General features: G+C 71.4%; 14 protein-coding genes. 9 read left to right on the top strand and 5 right to left on the bottom strand.

Going from position 1 to position 14,640, the window contains the following annotated elements; all coding sequences use genetic code 11:
* Positions 1–61 precede the first annotated feature (61 nt).
* On the top strand, positions 62–820 hold the full coding sequence (locus tag ACWIHT_RS02860) for an SDR family oxidoreductase (RefSeq protein WP_456163690.1): 759 nt from the start codon (positions 62–64) through the stop codon (positions 818–820).
* A gap of 147 nt (positions 821–967) precedes the next feature.
* Positions 968–2,332 (top strand): FAD-dependent oxidoreductase, encoded by a 1,365-nt coding sequence (locus tag ACWIHT_RS02855; protein ID WP_456163688.1) that lies wholly within the window; start codon positions 968–970, stop codon positions 2,330–2,332.
* 63 nt (positions 2,333–2,395) lie between these two features.
* Here the strand turns inward: ACWIHT_RS02855 and ACWIHT_RS02850 are convergent, their stop codons facing one another.
* Both ACWIHT_RS02850 and ACWIHT_RS02845 read right to left on the bottom strand, forming a co-directional pair.
* The gene (locus tag ACWIHT_RS02850; RefSeq protein ID WP_456163686.1) at positions 2,396–2,953 is read right to left on the bottom strand and encodes a dihydrofolate reductase family protein; all 558 of its coding nucleotides are present in this window, start codon (positions 2,951–2,953) and stop codon (positions 2,396–2,398) included.
* 57 nt (positions 2,954–3,010) lie between these two features.
* Positions 3,011–3,949, bottom strand: coding sequence for a sigma-70 family RNA polymerase sigma factor (locus ACWIHT_RS02845; protein WP_456163684.1), 939 nt, complete (start codon positions 3,947–3,949; stop codon positions 3,011–3,013).
* Positions 3,950–3,987: 38 nt separating this feature from the next.
* On the opposite strand from ACWIHT_RS02845, the gene ACWIHT_RS02840 reads away from it, so the two are divergent.
* Positions 3,988–4,953 (top strand): DUF1152 domain-containing protein, encoded by a 966-nt coding sequence (locus ACWIHT_RS02840; protein ID WP_456163682.1) that lies wholly within the window; start codon positions 3,988–3,990, stop codon positions 4,951–4,953.
* An 18-nt stretch (positions 4,954–4,971) separates the two neighbouring features.
* Here the strand turns inward: ACWIHT_RS02840 and ACWIHT_RS02835 are convergent, their stop codons facing one another.
* Complete coding sequence (locus ACWIHT_RS02835; protein WP_456163680.1) at positions 4,972–7,047, bottom strand: SpoIIE family protein phosphatase; 2,076 nt, start codon at positions 7,045–7,047, stop codon at positions 4,972–4,974.
* Between the two features lie 296 nt (positions 7,048–7,343).
* Here ACWIHT_RS02835 and ACWIHT_RS02830 point away from each other — a divergent pair, with 296 nt between their 5' ends.
* The 3 genes from ACWIHT_RS02830 (at position 7,344) to ACWIHT_RS02820 (ending at position 10,628) form a co-directional block, all read left to right on the top strand.
* Positions 7,344–7,763, top strand: a complete 420-nt coding sequence (locus ACWIHT_RS02830) for a hypothetical protein (protein ID WP_456163678.1) — start codon at positions 7,344–7,346, stop codon at positions 7,761–7,763.
* A gap of 268 nt (positions 7,764–8,031) precedes the next feature.
* Entirely contained in the window at positions 8,032–9,216 is a 1,185-nt protein-coding gene (locus ACWIHT_RS02825; protein ID WP_456163676.1) for a hypothetical protein, read from the top strand.
* 140 nt (positions 9,217–9,356) lie between these two features.
* The gene (locus tag ACWIHT_RS02820; RefSeq protein ID WP_456163674.1) at positions 9,357–10,628 is read left to right on the top strand and encodes an alpha-L-fucosidase; all 1,272 of its coding nucleotides are present in this window, start codon (positions 9,357–9,359) and stop codon (positions 10,626–10,628) included.
* A 20-nt stretch (positions 10,629–10,648) separates the two neighbouring features.
* Here ACWIHT_RS02820 and ACWIHT_RS02815 read toward each other — a convergent pair whose 3' ends face one another.
* Entirely contained in the window at positions 10,649–11,452 is an 804-nt protein-coding gene (locus ACWIHT_RS02815; RefSeq protein WP_456163672.1) for a helix-turn-helix domain-containing protein, read from the bottom strand.
* A 155-nt stretch (positions 11,453–11,607) separates the two neighbouring features.
* Between ACWIHT_RS02815 and ACWIHT_RS02810 the strand changes: the two genes are divergently transcribed.
* The 3 genes from ACWIHT_RS02810 (at position 11,608) to tgmB (ending at position 13,263) form a co-directional block, all read left to right on the top strand.
* Positions 11,608–11,904, top strand: coding sequence for a YkvA family protein (locus ACWIHT_RS02810; protein ID WP_019070093.1), 297 nt, complete (start codon positions 11,608–11,610; stop codon positions 11,902–11,904).
* A 164-nt stretch (positions 11,905–12,068) separates the two neighbouring features.
* On the top strand, positions 12,069–12,260 hold the full coding sequence (gene tgmA / locus ACWIHT_RS02805; RefSeq protein WP_019070092.1) for a putative ATP-grasp-modified RiPP: 192 nt from the start codon (positions 12,069–12,071) through the stop codon (positions 12,258–12,260).
* Between the two features lie 16 nt (positions 12,261–12,276).
* Positions 12,277–13,263, top strand: a complete 987-nt coding sequence (gene tgmB, locus ACWIHT_RS02800; RefSeq protein ID WP_456163669.1) for an ATP-grasp ribosomal peptide maturase — start codon at positions 12,277–12,279, stop codon at positions 13,261–13,263.
* A gap of 73 nt (positions 13,264–13,336) precedes the next feature.
* On the opposite strand, the gene ACWIHT_RS02795 is transcribed toward tgmB, so the two are convergent.
* On the bottom strand, positions 13,337–14,473 hold the full coding sequence (locus ACWIHT_RS02795; protein WP_456163667.1) for a serine hydrolase domain-containing protein: 1,137 nt from the start codon (positions 14,471–14,473) through the stop codon (positions 13,337–13,339).
* Between the last annotated feature and the right edge of the window lie 167 nt (positions 14,474–14,640).

Genomic DNA, 14,640 nt, shown 5'->3' with positions numbered 1-14,640 from the left:
GTTCTCAAATGACGAGAGGTAGCCTCTCATCCGATCGTCACGTCTCGCCGGGGAGGCCGTCATGGCAGGCACGATGCAGGGCAAGGTCGCGGTGATCAGCGGCGGTTCGACCGGAGTGGGGAGGGCCGTCGGGGCGCAACTCGCCGAGGACGGGGCGCAGGTGGTGCTGCTCGCCCGGCGCGCCGACCGGTTGGAGACGGCCGCGCGCGAGATGGCGGGATCGGTGCTGACGATCCCGACCGACGTCAGCAGCGGGGACAGTGTGCGGGCCGCGTTCGCTCAGGTCGAGGAGCGGTTCGGGCGGGTGGACATCCTGGTGAACAGTGCTGGTGTCGCCCGTATCCGTGCCATCGAGGAGACCGCCGACGAGGACATCCACGCCTGCGTCGGCACCAATCTGCTGGGCCCGATCCACACGATCCGCTCGGCCGTACCCCTGCTGCGGGCGGCCGGGGGCGGCGACATCCTCAACATCTCCTCCGAGATCACCCTCGACCACATGCCCCTGATGGCGATGTACGCGGCGAGCAAGCACGGCCTGAACGGCTTCACCGCCGCGATGCACAAGGAACTGCGCGGCGACGGCATCCGGGTCGCCCTGGTGATCCTGGGCTCGATCTCGGACAGCGCCTTCATCGAGAACTTCCCCGGCGAGGACCGGCAGCGCGCCGCGCCGGTGTGGGAGGCGGACGGCTATCTGACCAGGGTGGGAGCCATGAAGCCGCTCCCCTCGGCGACCGTCGCCCGCGTGATGGTCCAGTTGCTCGCCACTCCGCCCGAGGTGGTGCAGGACGTGGTGCACATCCGCCCGGCCGGCTGAGGATCGCGGGCCGGACCATGCGGCACGCTTGGACACCCCATAAGTCGGCCTTATGGGGCCATAGACCGGACCCGCGTACTGGGTTAGGCATGCCTTAGCTTAGGCTTCCCGACGAGTCGCCTGTCATCACTCGAAGGGAACCTGATCATGCCGCGCCCCCTGCGGGTAGCCATCGTCGGAGCCGGCCCCGCCGGGATCTACGCCGCCGACGCCCTGCTCAAGTCCGAGGTGGCCGCCGAACCCGGTGTGTCCATCGACCTCTTCGAGCGGATGCCCGCGCCCTTCGGCCTGATCCGGTACGGCGTCGCCCCCGACCACCCGCGCATCAAGGGCATCATCACCGCCCTGCACCAGGTCCTGGACAAGCCGCAGATCCGTCTCTTCGGCAACGTCGACTACCCGTCCGACATCAGCCTCGACGACTTGCGCTCCTTCTACGACGCGGTGGTCTTCTCGACCGGCGCGACCGCCGACCGCGAGATGTCCATACCGGGCATCGAGCTGGACGGCTCCTACGGCGCCGCCGACTTCGTCTCCTGGTACGACGGCCACCCGGACGTCCCGCGCACCTGGCCGCTGGAGGCCGAGAAGGTCGCCGTCCTGGGTGTCGGCAACGTGGCCCTCGACGTGGCCCGCGTTCTCGCCAAGACCGGCGACGAGCTGCTGCCGACCGAGATCCCGCCGAACGTCCACGAGGGCCTCAAGGCCAACAAGGCCCTCGAAGTCCACGTCTTCGGACGGCGCGGCCCGGCGCAGGCGAAGTTCTCCCCGATGGAGCTGCGGGAGCTGGACCACTCCCCCAACATCGAGGTCATCGTCGACCCCGAGGACATCGACTACGACGAGGGCTCGATCACCACGCGCCGTGGCAACAAGCAGGCCGACATGGTCGCCAAGACCCTGGAGAACTGGGCGATCCGCGATGTCGGCGACCGCCCGCACAAGCTGTTCCTGCACTTCTTCGAGTCCCCCTCCGAGATCCTCGGCGAGGACGGCAAGGTCGTCGGCCTGCGCACCGAGCGCACCGCCCTCGACGGCACCGGCAACGTCAAGGGCACCGGCGAGTTCAAGGACTGGGACGTCACCGCGGTCTACCGCGCGGTCGGCTACCTCTCCGACAAGCTGCCCAAGCTGCCCTGGGACATCGACTCGGGCACGGTCCCGGACGAGGGCGGCCGGGTCATCCAGGAGACCGGCGAGCACCTTCAGTCGACGTACGTGACGGGGTGGATCCGGCGCGGTCCGGTCGGTCTGATCGGTCACACCAAGGGCGATGCCAACGAGACGGTCGCGAACCTGCTCGACGACCACGCCAACGGCCGTTTGCACACGCCTGTTTCGCCCGACCCGGAGGCCGTGGAGGCGTTCCTCGCCGAGCGGAACGTGCGCTTCACGACCTGGGACGGCTGGTACAAGCTGGACGCGGCCGAGAAGGCGCTGGGCGAGCCGCAGGGCCGTGAGCGCGTGAAGATCGTCGAGCGCGAGGACATGCTCCGGGCTAGCGGCGCGTAAGCCCGACTCCCGCACAAACCAAGCCGAAGGGCCCGGCGGCCGTACCGCCGGGCCCTTCGCACATCAGCGCGCGGCCCTCCCGTACCGGGCGAACACGGTGTACCCCGGCTTCTCCACCTCCAGGCACTCCAGGTTCGCGGGCGGACCGTCCGGGGCGAAGAGCCGCTCGCCGGTGCCGACGACGGTGGGGAACGTGATGAGCCGGTACTCGTCGACCAGGTCCTCCGCCATCAGCGTGTGGACGACGCTCAGGCTGCCCATGACGATCACCTCCCGCTCCTCACGTTTCACGGCGTCGACGAGATCGCCGTCGAGGACGGTCGAGTTCGCCCACGCCGAGGCGTCGGTCAGGGTGCGGGAGGCGACCAGTTTCGACGCGGCGTTCATGCGGTCGGCGAACGGGTCGTCGCGGCCCGGCCACAGCCGCGCGAACGCCTCCCACGTGCCACGGCCGAGCAGCAGCACCGCGTCGCCCAGGGTGTCGGCCAGCCGGAACCTGTCGCCCTCGATCTCCTCGCGACCGTAGCGGAAGAGCCAGCCGCCGTACGGGGTGCCGTCGGACCCGTCGGGGTCGGAGACGACCCCGTCCAGGGTGGTGAACTGAATGACGGTGACGCTCATGGTCCATTGTCCTTTCGGTCGATGCTCACCGGTACGTACCGGCGGCAGCGGCCGAACTCATCGCGGCGGGAGCGGTCGGTCCGAGGAAATCCGCCGAGGCAGGCCGAAGGACGCCAGTACCTGCGGCTCGGTGAACACGACGTTGCGGGTGACAAGGCCCCCGGTGACCGTGAACACCTGGACGCTGTGCAGCCAACGGCCCCCGTCGGGGTCCCTCGCGTACGCGGCCAGCGCGGGCTGCGAGTTGGCAGCGACCGGCCTCAACGCCCAGTCCGTACCCCGGAGTTCGAAGACCCTGCGCATGAACGCGCCGTAGTGTTCGGTGCCCCGGAACCAGAGCGGGACCGGCGGCATCTCCAGGACGACCGCGTCGGCCAACAGCCGTACGAGGGCGGGGACATCGGCCGCCTCGAAGGCCCGCAGGTAGCGGTCGATCACCTCGCGCGCCTCGCGGTCGTCCGGTTCGGCGACCGTGTGGTCGTCGCCGATGTCCGTGAGGGCGGCGCGGGCGCGTTGGAGTGTGCTGTTGACGGCCGGGACGGTGGTGTCGAGCTGGTCGGCGACCTCGGCGGCGCTGAACTGGAGCACCTCACGGAGCACGAGCACGGCCCGCTGGCGCGCCGGGAGCCGTTGCAGGGCCACGACCAGGGCGAGCCGCATGTCGGTGCGCGCCTCCATGTCGTAGCGCGCGTCGGGGAAGGGCTGGAGCCAGGGGATGTCGGTCGCCGGGGTGAGCGGAGTCCCCGGGTCCTCGCCCGGTGCGCCGAGGCCGGACGGGAGGGGGCGGCGGGCGCGGCCTTCGAGGGCGGTGAGGCAGACGTTGGTGGCGATGCGGTACAGCCAGGTGCGGAGGGACGCGCGGCTCGGGTCGTAGCGCTCGCGGGCCTTCCACGCGCGCAGCATCGTCTCCTGCACCAGGTCCTCGGCCTCGTGGAACGAGCCCAGCATGCGGTAGCAGTACGCCACCAACTCGCCCCGGTACGGCTCGAAGTCCACGCGTCCATCATGGCGTACGGGGCTGTTAACGTCCTCCGGTGTTCTCCCTCCTCGAACCCCCGTTCTTCTCCCGGCTGCGCGACGCGCGCCGGATCCTCGTCGCCGGGGCCGGCGGCGGTTTCGACGTCTACGCGGGGCTGCCCCTCGCGCTCGCGCTGCGCTCGGCGGGCAAGGAGGTGCACCTCGCCAACCTGTCGTTCGCCGATCTGTACGGCCTCGACCAGGACGTGTGGGTGGAGCCGGACGTCGCGGCGGTACGGCCCGACACGGCGGCGCGGGGGGACTACTTCCCGGAGCGTTCCCTCGCCCGGTGGCTCCAACTGAACGACATGCCGTCCACGGTGTACGCGTTCCCGCTGACCGGCGTGCAGCCGCTGCGGGCCGCGTACCGCGCGCTGATCGACCACCTGGGCGGTGTCGACGCCGTCGTGCTGGTCGACGGCGGGACCGACATCCTGATGCGCGGCGACGAACACGGGCTCGGTACACCGGAGGAGGACATGGTCAGCCTCGCCGCGGTGGACGGGCTCGACGACGTGCCGGTGCGGCTGGTGGCGTGCCTGGGCTTCGGCATCGACGCGTACCACGGGGTCAACCACGCGCTGGTGCTGGAGAATCTGGCCGCCCTGGAGCGCGAGGGCGCCTACCTCGGCGCGTTCTCCCTCCCGCGCGAGAGCCGCGAGGGGCGGCTGTACCTCGACGCGGTGGCCCACGCCCAGGAGTGCACGCCGGACCATCCGAGCATCGTCAACGGTTCCGTCGCCGCCGCCGTACGCGGGGATTTCGGCGACGTCCGCTTCACCGAACGGACGCGCGGCAGCGAGCTGTTCATCAATCCGCTGATGTCGCTGTACTTCTGTGTGGACGCTCCGGGGCTCGCGCGCCGCAACCTCTACCTCGACCGGCTGGCGCCAACCACGTTGATCCGGCAGGTCAGTTCCCGCATCGAGGAGTTCCGCGACGAACTGCCCAGGCAGCGCCCACCGCGCGCCTACCCCCACTGACCGCCCGCCCCGGCGTGGTCAACTCGTGGGTGTCAGCGCCTGTTCGGCCCAGATGGTCTTGCCGGTCGCGGTGTGCCGGGTGCCCCAGTCCGCGGTGAGCTGGGCGACCAGGAGCAGGCCCCGGCCGCCCTCGTCGTAGATCCGGGCCCGGCGCAGATGGGGCGAGGTCGAGTTGCCGTCGGAGACCTCGCAGATGAGCGTACGGTCGAGGATCAGGCGGAGTTGGATCGGCTCGGCGCCGTAGCGGATCGCGTTGGTGACGAGTTCGCTGACGACGAGTTCGGTGACGAAGGCCTCCTCCGTCAGCCCCCAGGCGTCGAGTTGGGCGGTGGCGAGCCGTCGGGCCTCGGCGACGCCCTCGAAGTCGGCTGCCAGGTCCCAGACTTGGACGTGGTCGGCGTCAAGTGCCTTGGTGCGCGCGAGCACCAGGGCCACGTCGTCGCCGGGGTGCTCGGGCAGCAGCGCGGAGAGCACCTGATCGCAGCGGTCCTCCAGGGTGGACCGCGATCCGGCCAGGGCCCGTCGCAGCCGCGAGATGCCGAGATCCGGGTCCCGGTCGGCGGCCTCCACAAGACCGTCCGTGTAGAGGGCGACGAGGGTGCCCTCCGGGAGGTGGAGTTCGGTGGTCTCGAAGGGCAGACCGCCCACGCCCAGGACCGGGCCGACGCCGATCTCGACCACCTGTGTGGTGCCGTCCGGCAGGACGAGGACGGGCGGCGGATGCCCGGCGCTCGCGGCGCTCAGCATCCGCGACACCGGGTCGTAGACGGCGTACAGACAGGTCGCTCCGGTGCCGCCGACGCCGGCGCGCCCGCCGTTCTCGTCGTCGCCGAGCCGCAGGACCAGGTCGTCGAGGTGGGCCAGCAGTTCGTCGGGCGGCAGATCGACGTCGGCGAGCGTCTGGACCGCGGTGCGCAGCCGCCCCATGGTCGCGGAGGCCTGGATGCCGTGGCCGACCACGTCGCCGACGACCAGGCCCACCCGCGCGCCGGAGAGCGGGATGATGTCGAACCAGTCGCCGCCGACACCGGCCCGCGAGTCGGTGGGCAGATAACGGCAGGCCACGTCGACCGCCGACTGCGGGGACGTGCCGCGCGGCAGCAGGCTCTCCTGGAGCGTGAGCGCCGTGCTGCGCTCCCGGGTGTAGCGGCGGGCGTTGTCGACGCAGAGAGCGGCCCGGCCGGCGATCTCCCGTGCCAGGGCGAAGTCGTCCTGCGTGAAGGCGTCGGGTCGGGTGCGCAGCAGCACGGCGACACCCAGCGTGGTGCCGCGCGCTATCAGCGGCACGGCCAGCAGTGAGGTGACGACGAAGCCCCGCATCTTCGCGGCCCGCGCCGGGACGCCCGCGATCCACCGGTCGAAGTCCGGGTCGCCGCTCCCGCTGAGCACCGGGCGGCCGGTGTGCAGGGCGCGGGCGGGCGGTGAGAACGGCGGGTAGGCGTCACTGGCGCCCAGGCCGATCACGGCCTCCGGGGTCCCCTTCTCGGTGGACAGATGCGCGGCCCGGCGCAGCACGACGTCCGCGTCCGGGCCGCCGTCCTCGGGCTCCTCGCCGCGCATCACCGCCTCCAGCAGGTCCACGCTCGCGAAGTCGGCGAACCTCGGGACGACCAGTTCGGCGAGTTCCCGCGCGGTGCGGTCGAGGTCGAGGGTCGTGCCGACGGAGACGGCGGCCTCGTCGAGCACCGCGAGCCGCTGCCGCGCCCAGTGCTGCTCGCTGCTGTCGAACCCGGCCATGCCTACGGCGCGGACCTCGCCCCGGTCGTCCCGGACCGGCCACAGCTCCAGGTTCCAGGCGTGCTCGCGGATTCCGGACGGGGCGCGGGTATAGCTCTCGTAGTGCGCCGGTTTGCCCGTGGCCGCCACGTCGCGCAGTGCCTGGAGGGTGCCCAGCTGGTCGACGTCCGCGGGCAGGCCGTAGGGGAAGGCGTGGCCGCGCAGGGCCTCCTCGCCGAGCCCCATCACCTCGCAGGCCACGGCGTTGAGCCGCAGATACCGCTGCGAGGCGTCGAACACCGACATCGAGAACGACGCCTGCCGGAACGCGCGCTCCGTCAGTGCGCGCTCGTCGTCGTCCCCGCGGGCGGGATCCATGGGTTCAGTGTGCTCCCGCACCCGGAGGCCAACAACCGGGCGCCTGACCGGGGCGAACGGGCCCGACGGGATCGAACGAATACTTGGGGTCCGTAAATGCTGTGAAGTGCCCCATGACGGGTAGTTCTTAACTCAGCGCCTCTTCCGCGTGAACACCTCCACTCAAAGGAACTGTGGTCTTGGCTCTCGCGTACCCTGACGCCCCGTCAGCCCGTCGACCCGGGCGTACCTGGACTATTCGCATCACAGGTCACCGTGACCGCACCGCCTCGGTCAGCTGCTCCTCCGGGTGCGGCATGCCCGTCCGGTCGCGTGACATCCCGGCCCTGCGCCGCTTCGCCGAAGCCCATGCGGCGGCCCACGTCAGAGCGGCGACCGTACGCCCCGACGCGGCCTGCGGCTGCCGTCGCCAGCGGTGTGCGGCGCACGAGGGGACCCGGGTCGACTGCTCGGGCTCGGTGCTGCTCGTGCTGCGGCACGATCCGGCGGTCGGCCAGGTGTGGACCCTGGCCGAGGTCTGCGCGGCCTGTGCCGCGCTGATGACGCACACCCGGGTCGTCGGCAAGCCCGTACCGCGCACCCGGCCGCCGCGCGAGGAGACGGTCGTACCCCTACAGGCATCGCCCTCGGCGAGCGCGCGCTCGGTACCGGCCGGATTCAGCGCGCCGGCGGCCGAGGCGGGTGTGCCGTCCCGGCCGGACCGCCGACGGCGGTGACGTGTGCGGTGCGTGGCACACGGAAGGGACCCACCCCGAGCGGATGGTGGGCGGGTCCCGTCCGCGCCACCATTCTGCGGACCGGGCCATGTCAAAGGCACGCGTGAAACCCCGCCGCCCGGGGTGGACCGGTCACACCCCGCGCGTATGCTCACGCGGGATCGCAGGAATTCCGGGCATACGAGACTCCACGACCCCCGCTTGACCCACCAAGATCTGCAACGCCCATACTGGTGGGTCAGCCCCGCCCCCGCCCGCAGATTGGCCTATGTCGAACTCCTCCACAGCTCCGCCCACGATCCCCCACACGGTGTGGCTGGCTCGCGGCCGCCACGTCGGGTCCCAGGACGCGGCGGGTGTCGTACGGCGACAGTTGCAGCGACTCAAGGACCGCGAGGTCATCGACGACCACATGGAACCGGACGAGGATCAGGGCCATGATCCCGGTGAGCTGGCCTTCGAGGCCCGCTGGCGGGTCGAGGGGACGGTGACCGTGCGGGCGCGGCTCACGCTTCCGGCACTGCCGGAGCCCGGCTCGCCCGCCGCACCGGCCGACGGGCGGGAATGGATCCTGGTCGCGGAGGCCGAGCAGGTCTGGGATCCCCGGTGGCCCTCTCCCGCGACGGTGTTCTGGCCCGAGGACGCGGACTCCGGCTGGGACCGCGCACCGGTCCCGGGGCTGCGCTTCGGGGAGGTCAATCCGCTGCCGTCGGACGAGAAGGACCTGCGGCGGCTGTTCCGGAGTTGCGCGCAGGACGGCTGGAGCATTCACGTCGTCGTGCACGAGGCGATGACCCCGGACGCGCGCGGTCGGCTCCCCCTGACCCGGCTGCTCCCTGCGAGCCTGCGGCACTGCGTGGTGGAGCACCGGGCCACGCCCGACCAACTACGCTCCGTGAACTGGGCGTTGCTGCGCGAGTTCGACTTCCAGGTGCCGCGTGGCGGTGCCGTGGTGCTGCCCACCAACCCGGCCGCCCCCGGCTACGACGTCCGTGACTTCTCCGTGCGCAGCGTCTTCCTGGACGGCTCCGAACCCACGGAACTCGTGGACGTGCTGTGCCGTTACGCGGCCTCCGCGCGTCCCCTGCCGGAGGGCGGCGCCGAGGCCGTCACCGCGCTGCGCGAGCAGTGGAGCCTGATGACACCGGCGGAGGAACTGGCCCGGGAGCGCAGGCTCGTGGCCATGTACGCCGAGGCGCTCGAAGCGATGACGAAGTCCCGCGACCTGTACCGGGAGTCCGCCGACCGCGCCAACGAGGCACTGGCCGCGCTGCGCGAGTCCGGCGGCGCTGTCGTACCGGGTGAGGCCCCCTCGTCGGCCGGGTCCCCGTTCCAGCGGACCTTCGGCCGGTTGCGGGACGTGACGAAGGCGCTGCGCCCCGCGACACCGTCGGCCGAGGGGGACCGTGTCGATCCGCCGCGGGACGGCGACCGGTCGGCCGAGGAGCGGTAGGGGGCGGCGTCCGGCTGCCAGGACCTTCGGTGACGCGAGCGGACGACGCGGCGAGGTGGCGAGATGGCGGTGGTGAAAATGGACCACCAGTGGTGATCACCGCCCACGCGCCGCGCCGCCTCGCGGCCTAGCTTGGCGGTATGCCGATGCAACCCTGGTTCCGCGATGCCAAGTTGGGCATCTTCGTCCACTACGGGATCTATGCCGTCGACGGTGTGCCGGAGTCCTGGTCGTTCTACACGGGCCAGGTCCCGCACGACCAATACATGCGCCAGCTGGACGGGTTCACCGCCGCGCGCTACGAACCACGGGACTGGGCACGGCTGTTCGCGCGGGCGGGTGCCCGGTACGCGGTGCTGACCGCCCGGCACCACGACGGTGTGGCCCTGTGGGACTCGGCCCACGGCGACCTGGACGTGGCCCGCCGCACCCCGGCCGGCCGCGATCTGATCGGGCCCTATGCCGAGGCCCTGCGCAAGGAAGGCCTCAAGGTCGGGCTCTACTACTCCCACTCCGACTGGAACCACCCCGACTACGCCAGCACGGTGCACCCGCGCCCGCCGGACGAGGAGATCCGCGCCAACCCGTACGCCTCCGCGAGGCCCGGCGCGGAGGATCCGGCCGCCTGGGCGCGTTACCTCGCCTACCGCGACGGCCAGGTCGGCGAGTTGGTGGCCCGCTTCCGGCCCGACCTGCTGTGGTTCGACGGCGAGTGGGAGCGGGCCGAAGAGCAGTGGGGCATGAGGGAGTTGGCGGAACTGATCCTCGCCGGGAACCCCGACACCGTCCTCAACGCCCGCATGCTGAGCCACGGCGACTACGCGACGCCCGAGCAGGGGGTGCCGCTGCAAGCCCCGGACGGGCCTTGGGAGTTGTGCCTGACGGTCAACGACTCGTGGGGGTTCCAGCACCAGGACGAGCATCACAAGTCGGTGCGGCAGCTGGTGCGTTACTTCACGGAGACCATCGGCATGGGCGGCAATCTGCTGCTCGACGTGGGGCCGAAGGAGGACGGGACGATCCCGCCCGCGCAGGTGGAGCGCCTTGAGGGGCTCGGCGCGTGGATCGCCCGGCACGCCGAGGCGGTGTACGGCACAGTGGCCGGTCTGCCCGCCGGGCACCACTACGGGCCGAGCACCCTGTCCGCCGATCGCCGCACGCTGTACCTGGTGTGCTTCGACCCGCCGCGCGAGTCGGTGTCGGTGCGCGGCCTGCGTACGCCCGTGAAGCGGGTCACGGTGCTCGGTACCGGCGCCGCACTCGGCCACGACGTAATCGGTGGGCTCGGCGAGGTTCCGGGCGTGACGTGGATCGACGCCCCGAGGGCGGCCGATGTGGACGAGCGGGCGACGGTCCTGGCGGTGGAGCTGGACGGGGAGTTGGACCTGTACCGGGGTACGGGCCGGGACTGACCCGGAGGTACGGGCGGGACTCACCCGGCGCCGGCGCGAACCGCCCTGGGCGAGGCGCCCAGTTCGCGTCGGCATGCCTTGTTGAAGGCCTGGAGGTCGCCGATGCCGACGGCCGCGGCGATGGCCGGGACGGACAGCGTGGACTCCCGCAGCAGGTGCCGTGCGTGTTCCAGGCGGCGGTGCCGGATGTAGGCGACGACCGTGCTGCCCAACTCCGCGCGGAACAGCCGGATGAGGTGATTGTGCGAGACCCCGGCCGCGCGCGCCACCTCGGGCACCGCCAGCGGTGCCGCCAGGTGCGCCTCGATGTGTGCGACGGCGAGGGCGAGCGCGGGGTGGGGTCCGGCGGCGTCACCGGCGGCCGGGGTCGCCAGGTCGGCGACCCGCCACAGCACGGTCCACAACTCGGCCGCGGCACGCGCGGAGTTGCGCGGCGCCGCCGCGACGGCCCGCAGCATCAGGTCGGTGAGCACGGGCGTCTGCGTACCGGCGTCCTGCATCACGGGAACGGTCAACCGCTCACCGGCGGAAGGGAGTTCCAGGTGGGCGAAGAGGTGCTCGGAGCGGCCCCGGTAGTGGAAGCGCACCAGCGCGCCCGGCGGAACCAGACTCACATGACCGGGGCGAATCGCGTGCGGCACACCGTCGACGGTCAACTCCGCCTCGTACCGGTAGAGATGAAGCTGCCAGAGGTCGGGCAGCCGGAACACGTCGCGCGGGCTCACCGTGCCGTGCACACCGACGCCGAGGCCCGCGACGCGCGGTGGGGCGTCGAGGCAGATCCGTACGTGGGTTCCCGTTCCCGTCCCGCTGGTCGCGCTCACGGTGAAAACGTACCAGTGCCCGACATGGGGTCCGTGACTGTCAAGACTCTTCCGGGCGTTCGGGTGTGATGTTCCCCTCTTCGGCAATACCGGGGCCTCAACCGGGCATCCGGATAGGGCACATGCCGTGCGGCCGGACCGAAAAAGGGGAGCCCGTGGATTCGACCACAACCGTGATCGTCGTCGCCGTGGTGCTCGCGGTGGCGCTGCTCGCCGTGGCCGTCGGAGTGCTGGTGCGGCTCGTCCGCATGCGGCGCGGACTGCGGCGCGCAGGGCTTCCGACCGGCCCCAAATGGGTTTTCTGGGGTGCCGTCCTCTACTTCGTGCTGCCGACCGACCTGATGCCCGATCCCGTGTACTTGGACGACATCGCCGTACTTCTTCTCGCCCTGCGCTCGATGCGCAAGTCCCTCGGCGAGCAGGAGGAGGGGCGGCCGGGGGACCTCGGCTGAACCCGGCGAGCGTCTCGCCTTCCTTCCTGTGACTACGCAGAGTAAGGAAACCATTCACTCGTTCGATTCGTATAAGTCTCTGGAAGCAGACGGAAGTCAGCGGGCCAAGCGACCTCGCGGGGTGGCCACCGCTTGCACGAGGCAGTACCGACGAGGGAGAGACGATGCAACCGTTCGCGCTCAACTACGCTCGCCCGGCAGCACAGTTGGAGCTCACCACTCCGTACAGCTACGACTCCGGACTGCAGTTGAACGTGCTCGCCGACGGACGGGTCGCCGCCCATGATCTCGCTCTGCTGAGAGAATTGGGGACCACGACGTCCACCGCGGGATCGAAGACTCACTTCGACGACTGAACGCGGAACGACGAAAATGACCGTGTTGGTCCTTACCTGCGAAGAGGACGTCACCGCGGACCTGGTGATGGTGCATCTGCACGCGGCCGCCGTCCCCGTGGTCCGGATCGATCCCGCCGACCTCACCGGCGGGGTCGCGCTCTCCGGCGAGTACGTCCACGGAGCCTTCCGCGGCCATCTCGCGGCCGGTGGACGGCTGGTGAGCGTGAGCGGACTGCGTTCCATCTGGGTGCGCAGACCGGGCGCCCCGGCGACCCGCGCACCCCAGCCCTCCGCGTGGCTCACCGAGGAGGCCTCACAGGCGCTCTACGGCATGCTGCGCGGCTCCGGCGCCCGCTGGATGAACCACCCCGACGCGGCGCGCCGCGCCCGGCACAAGCCCTGGCAGCTGAGGCTGGCCCAGCGCAGCGGACTGCCGGTGCCCGCCACCCTGATCACCACGTTCCCGCAGGCCGCCCGCGAGTTCTCGCGGCGCTTCCCGGACCTGGTGGTCAAGCCGGTCTCCGGCGCCCACCCGCAGGATCCGCCGCGGGCGGTGCCGACCAGCCGGGTCGCGCCGGACACCGACTTCGCCGCCGTGGCCTTCGGCCCCACGCTGCTGCAACGCCGGGTCGCCAAGCGCGCCGACATCCGCCTCACCGTGGTGGGCGACCGGATGCTGGCCGCCCGGATGGCGACCGCCCCGGACGCGGACCCCGCCGAGGTCGACGTCCGCTTCGCCGCCCCCGCGCAGCCCTGGCAGCCCGCCGAGGTCCCGCCGCGCATCGCCGAGGCCGTCCGGACGTATCTGCGCGAGGCCGAACTGGCCTACGGCGCCTTCGACTTCGCCGAGGACGGGGACGGGACCTGGTGGTTCCTTGAGTGCAACCAGTCGGGCCAGTTCGGTTTCGTCGAGGCGGACACCGGCCAGCCGATCGCCCGCACCATCGCGGAGTGGCTGGCTCTGCCCGCCGCCCCGGAGCGGGAGGGGCTCGTCAACGGGGCGGACAGTACGGCCGGTTGAGCAGTAACGGTTCGCCTGAGGTGAGCGGGTCGGGCGGGGCGGACGCCCCGGGCCAGGAGTGGGTCTCTGCCCCTCATGTCCTCAGGAGGGCGCACACGGCGTCCTCCTCGACCGCGCGCACCTTGCTCAGCAGAGCGGCGTTCCCCGCCTGGTTCACCTGAGTTGTCAATGAGAAAGTGAGCGCGCGCCGGCCGTCGGGGGTCGCCGCGATCAACTGTGTGTAACCAAGGGTGTTCCCGGTATGTCCGAGAACGACCCCGCAGCGGGTCTGGTAGCGGAAGATGGCCAGTCCTGCGCTGTTGCGGCCCGGTCCCGCCGGTTCGGAGGCGCCGGGGACCCAGTGCCGCTGTTCCCGCAGCGCCGCCCGCGAGGTGAGGGCTCCGGACGCGTAGCCGCCGATGAACGAGGCCAGGTCGCGAGGCGATGAGGTGATGCCGCCGGACGCCCACACGCCCGACATGCCGATCACCTCGCTGACGTCCTCGGGTCCCGACGGTCCACCGACCGCGTAGCCGTGCATGTACGGCTCCGGCATCCGATACCCCTGCGGCAGGCTCGTGTCCCGCAGGCCCAGAGGCCGGTACACGTCGTGCCGTAGCAGGTCCTCGTAGCGCGCGCCGGTCGCGGCCTCCGCCATCAGCGCCACCGCGATGTTGTCGGAGTTGGAGTACTGGTACCGCGAGCCCGGCGCGAACCGCAGCGGCTCCCCCGCCACGAAGTCGAGCAGGCGCCGCGAGTCGAAATGGTGGTGCGGATCGGCCTGGATGAGGCTGCGGAACTCCGGACTCTGGCTGAAGTCCGGGAGCCCGCTGGTGTGCTGGAGCAGCTGACGCAACGTCACCGACCGCCAGGCCCTGGGAAGTTGAGGAAGTCGCTTGCCGATCGTGGTGTCGAGGGTGAGCCGGTGCTGTCGTACGAGACTCAGGGCCACCGCCCCGCTGAACGCCTTGCTGGTGCTCGCGGTCCGGGTGTGGTCGCGGGGTTCGAGCGGGCGGCCCGTGGTGAGGTCGGCGGTCCCGGCCCGCAGGACGCGCCGACGGTCGCCGTCGCGCAGCACGACAATCACGCCGGGCGGGCCGTCGGGAGCGGCGACCAGTTCGTCGAGGCCGCGTTGCAGGGAGTGGTCGTCGGCCGCGGCGGGCGACGCGGGCACCAGGGCGCCGACGCAGCCGGCGACCAGGAGGGAGACGAGACGGAGCGGAAAGGGCATCGGGTGTCCTGTAGGGAGTGGGGGCAGGGCACGATCAGAATCCGGGGGCTCGTCGGCGCCCGCACGGGTACATGCTCCATACGGCCCCGTCCGCTCCCCCTCTCCTCACGGTGTTGCCGGGTGCGCCGGGCTGTGCCGTAATCGGATGACCCGCGGTTCGGATCCGG

This window comes from Streptomyces sp. NPDC002276 (genome assembly GCF_053891435.1).
This window is presented reverse-complemented; position numbering and strand designations above follow the sequence as displayed.